Source organism: Leptospira adleri (assembly GCF_002811985.1).
In the GTDB taxonomy this organism is placed as follows: domain Bacteria; phylum Spirochaetota; class Leptospiria; order Leptospirales; family Leptospiraceae; genus Leptospira; species Leptospira adleri.
In genome coordinates this window covers 90,804-104,802 of sequence record NZ_NPDU01000002.1, presented here as the reverse complement: position 1 = coordinate 104,802, position 13,999 = coordinate 90,804, and the positions used below count along the sequence as shown (strand labels likewise).

Sequence of the window (13,999 nt, the reverse complement as noted above, 5' to 3'; positions counted from 1 at the left end):
TGCACAAATTATATGTTTGATGAAATCTCCCGTTCAATTGACGAGTTTGGAAACAGTTTCCTTGGCGCTCTGAATAACATTCAGAAATCGTTTGGACGGGAACTCAGCGTAGCAAAACCGGTAAAAGAAACGATCCTTCAGATGATCGGAAACACTCCGCTCATTCGTCTGAACCAGATCGGTTCTCATATTCCCAATGTGGAATTTTATCTCAAGGCGGAGTTCTGCAACCCAACGGGCTCGGTGAAGGACAGAACCGCTCTTTCCATGATTCTTTCTTCCGAAAGAAGAGGAGAATTGAAACCGGGCGGGCAGATCATTCAACCGGGTTACAATTCTACCGGACTCAGTCTCGCCTGGATCAGCACGATCCGTCAGTATAAGTTTCGTTGTTTGGTCGCAGGAGACACAGATCCTCAAAAAATCAAAGATCTTCAAACATTCGGAGCCCATGTCGAAATTCTTCCGGAAGCAAAAGGGAATTGGGACGAGGCTCTGTTAAAAAAAGCAAGAGAGATCAAAGAGAAAGAAAAAAACACCGTGATCTTAAACGAATACACGGACATGGCCAATACAAACGCACATTATCTTTTTACAGGCCCTGAAATCTGGAGAGACCTTGCAGGGAACGTCGACGCGTTCGTCGCAGGAGGAGGTTCCGGCGGAACACTTTCCGGAGCGGGACGTTTTTTAAAATCCAAGAAGTCTTCCATTCGAGTGATCATGGGAGTGAGTCAGAAATCCAGATTCATACGAAAGATGGTTCAGAACGAAACCTCGATTCATCTGCCTGAGTCGTTTGATCCGAAGATCGTGGACGAATACGTAGGAGTGGACCGGGAACAAGCGCTTCTCTATCAATCCGATCTCTATCAGAAAGAGGGAATTTTTGCGGGAACGACTACGGGAACGACTCTCGCGAGTGCGATTCGATTTGCGGAAAGCCTTCCAACAAGGGACGATCAAAAATCTCAGGTCTACAGAATCGTAGTCCTTTCTCCGGACCGGTTTTGAAGGAACAAAAATTTTCCGATTCTCTCGAAGAATTGGAAGCCGTTCGCAAAGAACTCGAACGGGAAAAAAGAGAAGAGGAAAATCTTTTTTCCAAAGACTGGCTTTCGCGTTCCATACAAGATCGAATCCGGCTCGGCATCACGTTATACCCTCTTATCTACGAGGAACAATCCATCGGCCGAGACGGAAGTTGGATTCTTACCTTTCGTTTTCCCGAACAAGAAGAATATCCTTCCAAGTTTCAATCCGGAGCTCCGATTCAGATCGGAAAAGAAGAAGAGAAGACCCGAGCTATAATCGTTTCCCTTCATAAGGAAAGAATTCGAATCGCGATCGACGAGGTTCCGGAATGGTCCGAAGAAGGAAAATGCCACATTGATCTTTTACCGGATGAAACTTCCTATAAGGAAATGTTTCGCGCGCTCGATTCGATTTCCGAAGCCAAGAAGGGAAGTCGATCGTATGTCAATCGAGAACTTCTTTTAGGATACGGAAAACCCGATAAGATTTCCATCCGGGAGAACGATCGAAATCGCGTATGGGAAAGGATGGATTCCCGATTGAACGATTCCCAAAAGAATGCGGTGTTACACTCGGTTCTTTCCGAGGACGTTTCGATCATACACGGTCCTCCCGGAACCGGAAAAACCACCACGTTATCCGAAATCGTGAGTCAGTTAGTCTTCGAAGAAAGAAAGGTTCTGGTTTCTGCGCCGACTCATTCCGCTTGCGATCTTTTGGTGGAATCCGTTTCCGAAAGGGGAATTTCCGTATTGAGACTGGGGCATCCTGCGAGAGTTTCCGAAACGGCTCTTCAATCCACGTTGGACTATAAGTTGTTTCATCATCCGGACGGAAAATTGTTAAGCGAATACAGAAGGGAAGTCGTCGAGTTATCCAAACAAGCCAAGAAATACAAAAGAAATTTCGGTGAAAAAGAAAGGGAAGAGAGAAGGTCCTTGTTCCAAGAAGTCAAAGAACTCAAAAAAACGATTCGAACGATAGAAGCCGGTCTGATAGACAGTTTGATTTCCTCTCATCCTGTAGTCGTTTCCACGCCCGTCGCGGCGGCCAAGGGAGTTTTGGAAGGAAGAAACTTCGATTATTGCGTGTTAGACGAATGCTCCCAGGCGCTCGAACCTTCTTCGTGGATTCCGATTTTGAAATCGGATCGTGTGATTCTTGCGGGAGATCACAAACAGTTACCGCCGACTTTGTTCTCGGAAAAAAATGCGTTGGAAGTTACCTTGTTTGAGAAAGCCGCAGAAAGACTCGCTGCGTCGGGACGCGTTTTTCTTCTTGATACCCAGTATCGAATGAAGGATGAGATCGCGGAGTTTTCGTCGAAAGAATTTTATTCGAATCTTTTGAAATCGGGTCGTCCGTTGGAAGAAAGAGCTTCGAATTTTTCGGACGATTTTCCGTTTCCCCATTCTTTTCAATGGATCGATACGGCGGGGACGGACACGGAAGAGGTCGCAGTGGATGATAGTTTGACAAATCCGTTCGAAGCCGATTTACAGATTCGGATCTGTGTTTTGTTAAGCGAACAAGGTTGGAAAGAAGAAGATATCACGATACTTTCTCCATATCGAGCGCAGGTTCGATTGATTTCCGAAAAACTCAAAGAAACAAATCTTACAAAGATCAGAGTGTCCACCATCGATTCTTTTCAGGGAAGGGAGAATCGTTGTATTCTATTGGGATTTGTCCGTTCCAATGACGAAGGAAAATCCGGATTTTTAAAGGAATCGAGAAGGATCAACGTCGGAATGACGAGGGCTAAGGATTTATTGCTTTGTATCGGCGATAGTTCCACTCTTTCTTCGGATCCGTTCTTATCCAAACTCATTCGGTTTGCGGAAGAGAAGGAAGTTTTTCGAACCGCTTGGGAATTTTTATGATCTGTTAGGGAATGGATCCGAGGTTCCACCGAAGGATCGAAAGGAAGATAAAGCCCCAGATAAAACAGAAGGGGATGGATCGCAAATCATTTTGACAATAGGAACTCGTTTCGATTTCAAGCGGTTTTTTTTCGATGATATTTTGTCGTAACAAATAAAGAAGATCAAAATAGTGATTTAAAAAACAAGAGTGATTCTTCCGACAAAGTAATCGAAAGAGAATTGTGTTTGGAAGTATGCGCTTTTTATGATATGCGGAAGTCCGATTCATTCCCGCCACCGGAACTCAATGATTCGCTCCCTATACGTCCGCTCATCACCCCTCCACCCAAGATCAGGGTGGGGCGCGCGATTCTCACGGAAAAGCCGTCGGAGTTCCAACGCAATTTTATATAAACAATTGCAAGAAATTAAGAATGCTTTTAACAAGGAACAAGCGTCTAAATTTGAATTCGCAGTGTATTACCACTTCAAGATATTCTTAAGTACGAAGAATCCTATAAAAAATAAAAATAGACTCGGAAGGCCGTGTGAAAAGAAAATATGATACGAAGACTGATCGCCGCAAACAAATTTCAGACAAAAGTTTGCAAGAGCCAGGCTAAAAACCGAGAGAACGGCAGAGCTCAAAATCGGATTTCCCGGATTTCCTTTTTTTAAAAGAGAAAATCCGCTTCCGCACAGTAGAATACTGGAAAGAAATATAATCGCGGAACAACGTCCTATGTGGTGGCTGAATTCATGACCCGAGATCAAATCCCAACCGTACAAACCGGAGGAATATAAAATCCAGACGAGACCGAATAAGATAGGAAGTTTAGAGGTTTTCGAAAAAGATTCCTCCGGAAATCTCAATCGAGAAAGAACCCAAAATGAAATCGCTCCGACGATTGCAATCCAGAGAAAATCAGGAAACAAAGTTGGAATGTGAATTAACGGAGCCGTGATCGGGTAAAACGATAAACAGAATAATATGAAACCGATCGAAAATAGAGGGATTAAAAATAAAAGATTTCCCCATATATTCTCTCTGGAAGGAGGTTCGGTCCCCAGTTTTCGGATTAGCGATTCGGTTTTCTCTTCTTTACTCAACATATTCTAAGTTATAATATTGGAAATTTTCCAATTTTAAAGAATGGTTGGACAATAATTTCTTCCTGCCTCAAGCTGGAAGGAAATTAGGTTCAACTGTTTCTATATTCGAAGGTTCCAAGTAGTTAGTTACATGTCAGCTAAAAAAGAAATCTGGGAAGAATGTGCAATTCTCCTCTCGAAAGCGAGAGAGGGAGATCAAACTTCCTATGAAAAATTTCTTAGACTCGTAACGGGTGTCCTTCGCTCTTATCTGATTCCGCGCATCAACAATGCGGAGGATCGAGAAGATCTCGTCCAAGAAATATTAATCGGACTTCATAAAGCTCGGGATTCTTACCGCGCGGAACGTCATCCGGCGCCTTGGGTTTTTGCGATCGCAAGGTATAAAACCATCGATTATCTTCGGAAAAGAAAGGTCGGAGACCGTTATTTTACCACCGAAAATCTGGAATTTTTTGCGTCTCCGGAACCGATGGAGGAAGAAGAACCGGAGAAGGCGAGGGAGATTCTTCGGGAATGGCTGACCGTTTTGGATGAAAGACAAAAACAGATTCTTACTCATCTCAAACTCGACGGAATGAGCGTCCGCGAAGTTTCCCAAAAGACCGGACTTTCCGAATCCAATATCAAGGTGATCACTCATCGTGCCGTTCAGAAGATTCGAAAGCATTTTTCCCTGGATATCTGACAAAACTGCAATCAAACAAGTCCAAGGAATAGCATGTCTTCCCAATCTTCCCAAGGCATTCGTGTAGAATTTTTGGATTCTATCTCTTCGATTCCCAAGGAAGAATGGGACTCGATTTCCGATCCAAAAAATCCGTTTTTAGAATACGGCTTCTTACGTTCTCTGGAAGTCTCTCGTTGTATCGGTGAGAATACTTCTTGGCTTCAGCGATATTGCGTTCTAAGGAAAGACGGACGCTTTGCGGCGGTCATTCCTCTCTTTCTTAAATTCGATTCTTACGGAGAATATATCTTCGATTTTCAATGGGCTCAATTTTTTGCACAATCGGGTCTGAATTATTATCCGAAGGGTCTTGTTGCGATTCCGTTTACCCCGGCCAACGGCAAAAGAATCCTTTATTCAAAAGAGATGCGCCTAGAAGAAGTTTGTTCTTATATGATTCCGGAACTCCTTCGCTTTTCACAAGAGGAGGGTCTTTCCGGAGTTCACTTTCTTTTTTTAGAAAAGGAAGAATCGGAAGCTCTTGAGAAGTACGGTTTTGCGACTCGGCTTTCGCATCAATTTCATTGGATGAACCCCGGTTACGAAAGTTTTGAGGATTATCTCGGTGCGATGAAATCCAAGAAAAGGATGCAGATCAAACGGGAACGGGAAATCGTTCGCAGCTACGGTCTTGAGATTCGAATCTTAGAAGGAGATCGGATATCCAAATCGGATATGGATTCGATCTGGAGTTTTTACGAGGACACACATTCCAGAAAATGGGGCTCCGCTTATCTCAATCGGAAATTTTTCGATTCCGCCTTCGAACTCTTTCGAGACAAGATGGTGCTCGTGATCGCTTTCAGAAACGGGACCCCGATCGCCGGAACGTTCAATCTCCGCAAAGGTGAATTCTTATACGGAAGATACTGGGGTTGCGTCGAATACCATTCTCATCTTCATTTTGAATGTTGTTTTTATCAATTGATCGATTATGCCATCCGTGAGAAAATAAAAGTTTTCGAGGCAGGCGCGCAGGGAGAGCATAAGTTTCTAAGAGGTTTCCCGGCGATGACGACTTATAGTTCTCATCTGATTTTTCATCCCGCAGCGAGAAATGCGATTGAACGTTTTTTAAAAGAAGAAAGACTGCACATGCAGGAAATGATTCAAGAAACCAACGAACACTCTCCGCTCAAGGAATTATCGAGCGAAACATTCTTCCGAGACAATGCGATCGCGGATAAGGGAAGTCGAGATCCATGAGCGAGATCTTTCGATTTGATACGGAAGAACAGACTTTGACCAAGGAGAAGGTCAAGCTCAAACGTCCTTCCAAATACAGGGTGATCATACTCAACGACGATTTCACGCCGATGGAATTCGTAGTTTGGATACTACAAGTGGTCTTTCACAGAACAAGAGCAGAAAGCGAACAGATCATGTTAAAAGCGCATATCACGGGAAAAGCGTTATGCGGCGTTTACTCGCACGACGTGGCGAGAACCAAGGTCATACAAGTTCAGCAGTTGGCGGAACAACACGGATACCCGCTTCATTGTACGATGGAAGTGGAGGAAGGAGAAGAAGAATCATGATTCTTACCGAAGAAATGGAACGAACTTTAAAAAAGGCTTGGGAAGAAGCTAAACAAAGAAGAAACGAATTTATCACGCTCGAACACATTCTTCTCGCGCTTACTTACGACACGGTCGGAAAAGAGGTTTTGGAAGCCTGCGGCGCCGATATCGAAAAGTTGAGAAAGGATCTAAGTCATTATCTCGACAGCGAACTCGAATCCTTTCCGGAAACCTCCGGAGAAGTGGATCCGATCTACACGATCGGAGTGCAGCACGTTCTGCAGCTCGCCGAATTTCATGTTCAATCGACTCGCAATAAAAAAATGGACGGGGGGGACGTTCTCGCAGCCTTATTCCGGGAAGATCAATCCAACGCGGTTTATTTTCTCGGATCGCAGGATATTTCCAGATTGGATATCGTTCGCTACATCTCTCACGGAATCCGAAAGGACAATCAAAACAGAGAAAAGGAAACTCTGGGTGAAGAAGGCGAAAAAGTCTCAGATCCTCTCAAAGCATTTTGCGTGGATCTTACGGCAAAAGCAAGAGAAGGAAAACTCGATCCGATGATAGGAAGGGCGGACGAACTCGATCGGACGATCCACATTCTTTGCAGAAGAAGAAAGAACAACCCCATCTTTGTGGGAGAAGCCGGGGTCGGTAAGACTTCGATCGTCGAAGGTCTCGCGCAGATGGTCGTGGATGGAAAGGTTCCGGAACCTTTGAAGAATTTGAAAGTATATTCTCTGGACATGGGGCTTTTACTCGCTGGAACCAAGTTTCGAGGAGAATTCGAAGAAAGACTCAAAAACGTAGTCACGCAAATCACCGCGCAAGACGATCACGTTCTTTTCATAGACGAGATCCATACGATCATCGGAGCCGGCGCTGTTTCGGGCGGATCTTTGGACGCTTCCAATCTTCTCAAGCCGGCGCTTTCAAGCGGTGAGCTCCGTTGTATCGGAACCACGACTTACAAGGAATACAAAACTATATTCGAAAAAGATCATGCACTTTCCAGGAGATTCCAAAAAGTGGAAGTGGGAGAACCTTCGATCCCGGAAACGGTCGAGATCTTAAAAGGACTTTTGGGAAAATACGAATCCTTTCACCAAGTGAAGTATTCGGCCTCCGCGGTGGAACAGGCGGCCGAGTTGTCCGCCCGTTATATTCTGGATCGAAAACTTCCGGACAAAGCGATCGATCTTTTGGACGAGGCGGGAGCCCGCGTTCGTCTCCGAGAAAGCGGCAAAAAAACGGTTACGGTTAGGGAAATCGAAGAGCTCGTTTCGAAAATCGCAAAAGTTCCTTCCGTTACCGTCAAAGCCGACGATCGTGAAAAACTCAAAAACCTGGACGAAGAATTAAAAGCCAAGATCTACGGACAGAATTCCGCGATCGATCAACTTGTACAATCGATTCGACTTTCTAGGAGCGGTCTTTCCGAACCGGGAAAACCTGTGGGAAGTTTTCTCTTTGCCGGTCCGACCGGTGTCGGCAAAACCGAGTTGACCCGGAAACTCGCGGAGATTTTAGGAGTGGAGCTCATTCGATTTGATATGAGCGAATACATGGAAAAACATACGGTTTCCCGTTTGATCGGATCTCCTCCCGGTTACGTGGGGTTCGAGCAGGGCGGACAACTTACGGACGCTGTGCATCGAAATCCGCACTGTGTTCTTTTGCTCGACGAGATCGAAAAAGCTCATGAAGACATTTATAATATTCTTCTTCAAATCATGGATCACGCGACTCTTACGGACAACAACGGAAGAAAATCGGATTTCCGTCAGGTGATTCTTGTGATGACTACGAACACCGGCGCCCGGGAGCGTTCCACAAATCCTGTCGGCTTTGGGAACGATCTTTTGGAAGACCGAAGTCTCAAGGCGATCGAAAAACAATTTTCTCCCGAGTTCAGAAATCGTCTCACCGCCGTGATCGAGTTCTCTTCTCTGAGCCAGGAAAATGTAACCAAAGTAGTTGCAAAACAGCTTGCTCTTTTGCAAGAGCGCTTGAATTCTAAACAAATTGAACTAGAGTTTCAGGATGATGTACTCGACTATATCGCACAAAAAGCATACACGCCGGAGTTCGGAGCGAGACCCGTTCAGAGATGGATCGACGCTCATATCTCGAAAAGAATCTCGGAAGAAATTCTTTTTGGCGAACTCAAGTCCGGCGGAAAAGCCAAACTGAGCGCCGGAAAAGAGGGAATCGATATGGAATTCTCTCACGGCAAAAAATCCTGACTTACAAATTTCTCCGGGATCCGATGAAACAAAAATACGCACGTATCATACTGATACTTTTCCTTTTTTCGTGTAAGGACATACCTCTTTCGATAGAAGGTAAAAAGGTTTCGACCGACTTACTAGTTACTCCTTCTAATCAAAGAAAACATACCGATTATTTCAGCGAGAGTAAGAATCTGATGATCGCCTCCGATTCGCCCGAAGCTACCTCGGCCGGAGTTGAGATCGGTAAGTTGGGCGGGAACGTTGTGGACGTCGTGGTTGCTACTTCCTTTGCGATTTCCGTCACAAGACCTCATTCGACCGGCTTGGGCGGAGGCGGGTTTCTCGTTCTGTATCTAAATGAATTCCCAGAGCCCATCGCCTTTGACTTTCGTGAAAGAGCTCCTATAGCTGCGTCCCGCAATATGTACAAACGGAAACCGAAGGAAGATTCTCTTTTTGGATTTCGCGCAGTCGGTGTTCCGGGTAACGTTGCGGGTTTGATTCAGATTCACAAACGATACGGAAAACTTTCTCTGAAGACCGTCGTCGCACCTGCGATTCGTTTGGCGGAGAACGGGTTTCCTGTTTATCCGGATTTATTTTCGGCGATTCAGAAATCATCGAAAGACATGGACGATGAAATGAAAGGAATCTTTCTTCCGAAAGGGAAAGTTCCGGAAGTCGGTTCCCTACTCGTTCAAAAAGACCTTGCAAATACTCTAAAGTTGATTTCCGAAACCGGAGAAAGGGAATTCTATCAAGGAAAGATAGCGGATTCGATTGTAAGCTCTATGAAAAGGAACGGCGGTCTCATCACTTCACAGGATCTGAAAAATTTCCGCGTGATCGAAGAGAAAACGCTTAAATCGACTTACAGAGATTATACGATCTATACGATGCCTCCTCCTTCTTCGGGAGTTCATCTCCTTACGATGTTGTCTATGATTGAAACCAAATCGCTAAAAGAATTGTATGATAAGGACGCCGCCGCGTACTATCATTTTCTCGCGGAAGCAATGCGCCGTGGATACGCCGATCGTGCGATTTTAGGAGGCGATCCGAAGTTTACGAAAATTCCGATCGATCGACTTCTTTCCAAAAAATACGCGGAGGAAAAGATCTCGAACTTTGATCCGAAAGCCGCCTCGAGCAGCTCTTCCTTTTTGAAAGAGTTAAACTTTGGCGTGGAATCTCCTCAGACAACTCATATATCCGTAATGGATCGGGACGGAAACTCGGTTTCAACAACTCAGTCCATCAACTTTCGATTCGGGGCTTCCGTTGTAGTTCCCGGTTACGGAATCGTATTGAACGACACGATGGACGATTTCAGTCGCGCCCCCGGAGAACCGAACGTCTACGGTTTGATCGGCGCGGAAGCGAATTCGATTCTTCCTAAGAAAACTCCTTTGAGCAGTATGTCTCCGACTCTTGTGTTTAAGGATAAGGAACCGTTTTTAGCGACGGGGGCTCCGGGAGGTTCTTATATTGTGAATGCGGTTTTACAATCCTTGATTTATAATCTTGATTTTAAACTGACGTTGTATGAATCCGTTGCGCGTGGAAGGGTGCATCATCAATTTTTTCCGGACGCGGTATTTATCGAGAAGTCGGTGAACGAAAGAAACGTTTTCGACGGTCTTTCGGTTCGAAAACACGATATTAGGATCGCACCGAACTTTGCAAAACTTTTCTCGGTCAAAAGAGAGAACGGAATGCTCTACGGAGCTTGCGATCCACGTGGAGAAGGGGCCACAGGCGGACTTTGAAAACAAAAGAATTTACTCAATCCAAGATAGACCAGGTTTCTCTCGAAATTCTCCTTCGACACGCCGTAAAAGCAAAGCACGGATTGGAGAAGGAAAGTATGAGGGTCAATCCGGACGGAACTCTCGCAAGAACTCCGCATCCGGAACATCTAGGCTCAAGTCTGACGAACCATTATATCAAAACCGACTTCGCGGAGCCTCAGCTCGAATACGCGACGCATCCCCGTCCTCGAATCGAAGCGAATATTAGAGAATTACAAGATTTGCATATATATACGATTCGAAAATTGAACAACGAATTGATCTGGCCTTTCAGTATGCCTCCGATTCTTCCCGAGGACGAAAATGAAATCCCTCTGGGTCAGTATGGAAGTTCCGCGTCCGGAAAGTGGAAGACGGTATATCGTCACGGGTTGGGGCTTCGTTACGGAAGAAGAATGCAGACCATCTCAGGCGTTCACTACAATTTTTCGTTTTCAAACGTTTTCTTGAGACAATTTTTAGGAAAAGACGTTTCCAATTTTTCAAAAGAGGAAATTTCCTCTTTGTATCTTCACGTTATCCGAAACTTTATGAGAAGGGTTCATTATTTGACCTATCTCACCGGATCCTCCTCCGTTTTTGATTCTACCTTTCTTCCGAACCCGGGAAATCTCCGATTCGAAAAACATAAGGATTTTACTTTGTATTCTCCTCACGCGACCTCTCTTCGGATGAGTGAAATCGGTTATACGAGTAAGGTTCAGGATACATTAGGAATTCATTATAATTCTTTGGCGGAATACGTGGATCGTATGTGTTACGCGGTTCATACGCCTTATGAAAAGTATGTTCCTTTTTCGAATAATGAAAACGCGCAGCTCAATCCGAATTATCTTCAGATCGAGAACGAATTCTATTCTCCGGTGCGTCCGAAACAAGTTCCAAAGGGGGACGAAAGACCGCTCGACGCCCTCCTGAGAAGAGGAATTGAATACATAGAAATCCGTTCCTTGGACATCGATCCATATTCTCCGCTGGGGGTTTGCAGACACAATCTTGCGTTTACACAATTGATTCTTCTGGATTCCCTTTTAAGTCCGTCGCCTTCGATCGATTCGGAGGAAAATGAAATTCAAAAAGAAAATCTAAACAAGGTGATCTGGGAAGGAAGAAATCCGGAGCTCAAAATCAAAGTCGGAAATTCTGAAAAAAACTTTCAGCAAACCGGAGCGGAATATTCGGAATCTCTAAGGCACTTTGCCAAAATTTTGGATCTTCACACGGGAAGAAAAACGTACCAGGAATCGATCGACTTTCAGATTAAAAAATGGAAACATCCTGAAAAAACTCCTTCGGGGAAATTGTTATGCGAAATCCTAAGACGTGGAATCGAATTTAGGGACAAAGGAATGGAACTCGCAAGAGAAAATCGCAGGGCTCTTTCCTATATGGAATATTCTCCTGGAACTCTGATGAAGATCGAAAAGGAATCGCAACGGTCTTTTCAGGAAAAGGAACAGTTGGAAAAAGAAGAATCTCAAACCCATTATCCCACGATCAAATTATGCAATCATTGAAATTAGAATCGGGCGAATTCATTTCTCCCGAGATATTTACACTCAAGGATTTCGAAGACCTTGAAATTTCCACTCAGATCGTAATCCGCGACGCGCTCAATCGCGGTCTTGAGGTTCAAATTTTGGATCGTAAGAATCATTTTCTTCGATTGAAAAATTCTTCCGGTCACGTTCAGTATGTGAAGGAAGCCTCGAAAACCGCACTCGATTCTTACATGACATTTCTTGTGATGGAGAATAAAACGATTTCAAAAATCGTAATGGATGAGGCTGGACTTCTGGTACCGGCGGGAGATAGTTTCGGCGAACCGGAGCCGGCGCTTTCCTTTTGGGAAACGCATAAGGAAAAAAAAATGGTGGTAAAACCTGTGACCACCAATTTCGGAATCGGCATCACGATCCTTCTTCCGAATGCCACCGCGGACGACGCTAAAAAAGCCGTCAAAATCGCTTTCAATCATTCCGAATCGGTGATCGTAGAAGAGTTTGCCGAAGGCAATGAATACCGCTTTTTAGTGATCGGAGAAGAAACCGTCGCCGTTTGTAATCGTATTCCGGCTAACGTGACCGGGGACGGAGAGCATACGATCGAAGAACTCGTTGCGCAAAAAAACGAAGATCCGAGACGCGGGGTCGGGCACGTTACTCCGCTTGAGAAAATTCAGCTCGGTGATACCGAAGTCGATGTCCTGGAACAATCGCGCTTCTCAAAGGATTCGATTCCAAAAAGAGGGCAGAAGGTTTTTCTTAGAAAAAATTCCAATATCAGCACCGGAGGAGATTCGATCGACGTCACCGATTTGGCGGATTCTTATTATAAAGAATTGGCTGTGAAGGCGGCCAAATCGGTAGGAGCTAAGATCTGCGGAGTCGATATCATTCTGAAGGACTTGGAAAGGAAAGGGGACTATCGAATTTTAGAATTGAACTTCAACCCCGTTTTGTACATTCACAATTATCCTTACGAAGGTAAAAACAGGGATGTTGGAAATAAGATCTTAACTTTGTTGGGTTTTTAAGAGGCCTTCTTTTGTTTTACATAGGTTACGATGTCTCTGGATTCATACATCTGAATAGAACCGTCGACTAAAAAAGGAACCTGACTCTTTCCTCCGAGACGAACCACTTCTTCACGGCCGGGAGTTCCCCGGCTCGCTTCCACGAGTTCATAATCTTTTCCCTGGACGAGTCCCATCTTCGAAAATTCTTCTCGAACATAGGCGCAATAAGGGCAGCCAAGAAAGTGATAGAGTTTCATCACGCGGGAATCGTTCCGACTTTTTTCTGAAGATCGCCGGACTTCGCCATCTCGACTACGATGTCGTGACCGCCGATAAATTCTCCGTTTACATAGAGCTGAGGAATGGTCGGCCAATTTGCGAAGTCCTTGATTCCCTGACGGATGACCTCGTCGGACAAAACGTTGAAGGAACCGTATTGAATTCCTAAACTTCTGAGAACGTTTGCTACTCCCGCCGAAAAGCCGCACATAGGCGCATCCGGAGTTCCTTTCATAAAAAGGAAAACCTTGTCCGAGCCTACCAATTCTTCTATCTTCTGTTTTACCGCGTCGTTCATTCTTGTGTCCTCGTTTCCAGTGCAAGCGCGTGCACTTCTTGTTTTAGTTCTTCTTTTAGAGTTTCATAGACCATTCTATGCTGTTCTAAAATGGATTTACCTTCAAATCCTTTGTAAATCACAACTGCCTTGATATGTACTCCGTCCTTATAAGGATCGAGTATCGTTACCTTAGAATCCGGAAGACCGGATTCTATTTTACTTTTTATTTCATCGATTGTCATCGTTCTTTCTTTAGACCGGATCTCGTCGTCCGTTCGATTTCTGAGATCTCAGATTTAGCATTTTCGATCCCGTTTTTGTTACAATCCGAATTTACTCGTTTTCTCCGGTTTCGAGTACGATCGCGTGAAGTCCGCGATCGATCCAGGGTTTTAGAATGGAATACACGACCCTGTGTTGTTCCACCTTGGATTTGCCGGAAAAAGCCGAAGAGATTAGAACGATTCTGATATGAGTTCCTTCCTTCTTGTTTTCAGGGTTTCCCGTATGACCCGAGTGCTCTTCGCTGAAATCGACAACCTCCAATCGGGATGGTTGCAATTCCTGGAGTAATCTTTGTTTGATATCTTCTTGAATACTCATGTGTT

General features: G+C 44.7%; 14 protein-coding genes. 9 read left to right on the top strand and 5 right to left on the bottom strand.

Annotation, left to right across the window (positions count from 1 at the left end; all coding sequences use genetic code 11):
* Positions 1-12 precede the first annotated feature (12 nt).
* Entirely contained in the window at positions 13-1,014 is a 1,002-nt protein-coding gene (locus CH376_RS01350; RefSeq protein ID WP_100783833.1) for a PLP-dependent cysteine synthase family protein, read from the top strand.
* On the top strand, positions 1,011-2,918 hold the full coding sequence (locus CH376_RS01345; RefSeq protein ID WP_100783832.1) for an AAA domain-containing protein: 1,908 nt from the start codon (positions 1,011-1,013) through the stop codon (positions 2,916-2,918). Before CH376_RS01350 ends, CH376_RS01345 begins: the two co-directional genes overlap by 4 nt.
* Before the next feature lie 462 nt (positions 2,919-3,380).
* Here CH376_RS01345 and CH376_RS01335 read toward each other — a convergent pair whose 3' ends face one another.
* On the bottom strand, positions 3,381-4,013 hold the full coding sequence (locus CH376_RS01335; protein ID WP_100783830.1) for an NrsF family protein: 633 nt from the start codon (positions 4,011-4,013) through the stop codon (positions 3,381-3,383).
* Positions 4,014-4,143: 130 nt separating this feature from the next.
* Here CH376_RS01335 and CH376_RS01330 point away from each other — a divergent pair, with 130 nt between their 5' ends.
* From CH376_RS01330 to gshAB, 7 genes are read left to right on the top strand one after another with little or no spacing between them, the layout of a single operon-like run.
* Positions 4,144-4,701, top strand: coding sequence for a sigma-70 family RNA polymerase sigma factor (locus CH376_RS01330; protein WP_100783829.1), 558 nt, complete (start codon positions 4,144-4,146; stop codon positions 4,699-4,701).
* Between the two features lie 33 nt (positions 4,702-4,734).
* Positions 4,735-5,949 (top strand): GNAT family N-acetyltransferase, encoded by a 1,215-nt coding sequence (locus CH376_RS01325; RefSeq protein ID WP_100783828.1) that lies wholly within the window; start codon positions 4,735-4,737, stop codon positions 5,947-5,949.
* Complete coding sequence (clpS, locus tag CH376_RS01320) at positions 5,946-6,281, top strand: ATP-dependent Clp protease adapter ClpS (protein ID WP_100783827.1); 336 nt, start codon at positions 5,946-5,948, stop codon at positions 6,279-6,281. The genes CH376_RS01325 and clpS overlap by 4 nt, the downstream gene beginning before the upstream one ends.
* Positions 6,278-8,515, top strand: a complete 2,238-nt coding sequence (gene clpA, locus CH376_RS01315; RefSeq protein WP_100783826.1) for an ATP-dependent Clp protease ATP-binding subunit ClpA — start codon at positions 6,278-6,280, stop codon at positions 8,513-8,515. Before clpS ends, clpA begins: the two co-directional genes overlap by 4 nt.
* A gap of 23 nt (positions 8,516-8,538) precedes the next feature.
* A complete protein-coding gene (gene ggt, locus CH376_RS01310) occupies positions 8,539-10,272 on the top strand; it encodes a gamma-glutamyltransferase (RefSeq protein ID WP_100783825.1) in 1,734 nt (577 codons plus the stop codon).
* A complete protein-coding gene (gshA, locus tag CH376_RS01305) occupies positions 10,269-11,831 on the top strand; it encodes a glutamate--cysteine ligase (RefSeq protein WP_100783824.1) in 1,563 nt (520 codons plus the stop codon). The genes ggt and gshA overlap by 4 nt, the downstream gene beginning before the upstream one ends.
* Positions 11,819-12,850, top strand: coding sequence for a bifunctional glutamate--cysteine ligase GshA/glutathione synthetase GshB (gene gshAB / locus CH376_RS01300; protein WP_100783823.1), 1,032 nt, complete (start codon positions 11,819-11,821; stop codon positions 12,848-12,850). Before gshA ends, gshAB begins: the two co-directional genes overlap by 13 nt.
* Here the strand turns inward: gshAB and CH376_RS01295 are convergent.
* The 4 genes from CH376_RS01295 to CH376_RS01280 all read right to left on the bottom strand — a co-directional run bounded on the left by CH376_RS01295 (position 12,847) and on the right by CH376_RS01280 (position 13,994).
* Positions 12,847-13,089 carry a glutathione S-transferase N-terminal domain-containing protein gene (locus tag CH376_RS01295; protein ID WP_100783822.1) on the bottom strand — a complete coding sequence of 81 codons (243 nt, stop codon included), beginning with the start codon at positions 13,087-13,089 and terminating at the stop codon, positions 12,847-12,849. The two genes, gshAB and CH376_RS01295, sit on opposite strands and share 4 nt — an antisense overlap.
* Entirely contained in the window at positions 13,089-13,409 is a 321-nt protein-coding gene (grxD, locus tag CH376_RS01290) for a Grx4 family monothiol glutaredoxin (RefSeq protein ID WP_100783821.1), read from the bottom strand. The genes CH376_RS01295 and grxD overlap by 1 nt, the downstream gene beginning before the upstream one ends.
* Positions 13,406-13,633, bottom strand: a complete 228-nt coding sequence (locus CH376_RS01285) for a BolA/IbaG family iron-sulfur metabolism protein (protein ID WP_100783820.1) — start codon at positions 13,631-13,633, stop codon at positions 13,406-13,408. Before CH376_RS01285 ends, grxD begins: the two co-directional genes overlap by 4 nt.
* Positions 13,634-13,724: 91 nt before the next feature.
* On the bottom strand, positions 13,725-13,994 hold the full coding sequence (locus tag CH376_RS01280; protein ID WP_100783819.1) for a BolA family protein: 270 nt from the start codon (positions 13,992-13,994) through the stop codon (positions 13,725-13,727).
* Between the last annotated feature and the right edge of the window lie 5 nt (positions 13,995-13,999).

What these genes read in the sequence shown, in the direction of transcription:
- grxD (WP_100783821.1), bottom strand. Translation starts at nt 13,409, where the DNA reads ATGAACGACGCGGTAAAACAGAAGATAGAAGAATTGGTAGGCTCGGAC.
- CH376_RS01330 (WP_100783829.1), top strand. Translation starts at nt 4,144, where the DNA reads ATGTCAGCTAAAAAAGAAATCTGGGAAGAATGTGCAATTCTCCTCTCG.
- CH376_RS01280 (WP_100783819.1), bottom strand. Translation starts at nt 13,994, where the DNA reads ATGAGTATTCAAGAAGATATCAAACAAAGATTACTCCAGGAATTGCAA.
- clpA (WP_100783826.1), top strand. Translation starts at nt 6,278, where the DNA reads ATGATTCTTACCGAAGAAATGGAACGAACTTTAAAAAAGGCTTGGGAA.
- CH376_RS01335 (WP_100783830.1), bottom strand. Translation starts at nt 4,013, where the DNA reads ATGTTGAGTAAAGAAGAGAAAACCGAATCGCTAATCCGAAAACTGGGG.
- CH376_RS01295 (WP_100783822.1), bottom strand. Translation starts at nt 13,089, where the DNA reads ATGAAACTCTATCACTTTCTTGGCTGCCCTTATTGCGCCTATGTTCGA.
- CH376_RS01325 (WP_100783828.1), top strand. Translation starts at nt 4,735, where the DNA reads ATGTCTTCCCAATCTTCCCAAGGCATTCGTGTAGAATTTTTGGATTCT.
- gshAB (WP_100783823.1), top strand. Translation starts at nt 11,819, where the DNA reads ATGCAATCATTGAAATTAGAATCGGGCGAATTCATTTCTCCCGAGATA.
- ggt (WP_100783825.1), top strand. Translation starts at nt 8,539, where the DNA reads ATGAAACAAAAATACGCACGTATCATACTGATACTTTTCCTTTTTTCG.
- CH376_RS01285 (WP_100783820.1), bottom strand. Translation starts at nt 13,633, where the DNA reads ATGACAATCGATGAAATAAAAAGTAAAATAGAATCCGGTCTTCCGGAT.
- CH376_RS01350 (WP_100783833.1), top strand. Translation starts at nt 13, where the DNA reads ATGTTTGATGAAATCTCCCGTTCAATTGACGAGTTTGGAAACAGTTTC.
- clpS (WP_100783827.1), top strand. Translation starts at nt 5,946, where the DNA reads ATGAGCGAGATCTTTCGATTTGATACGGAAGAACAGACTTTGACCAAG.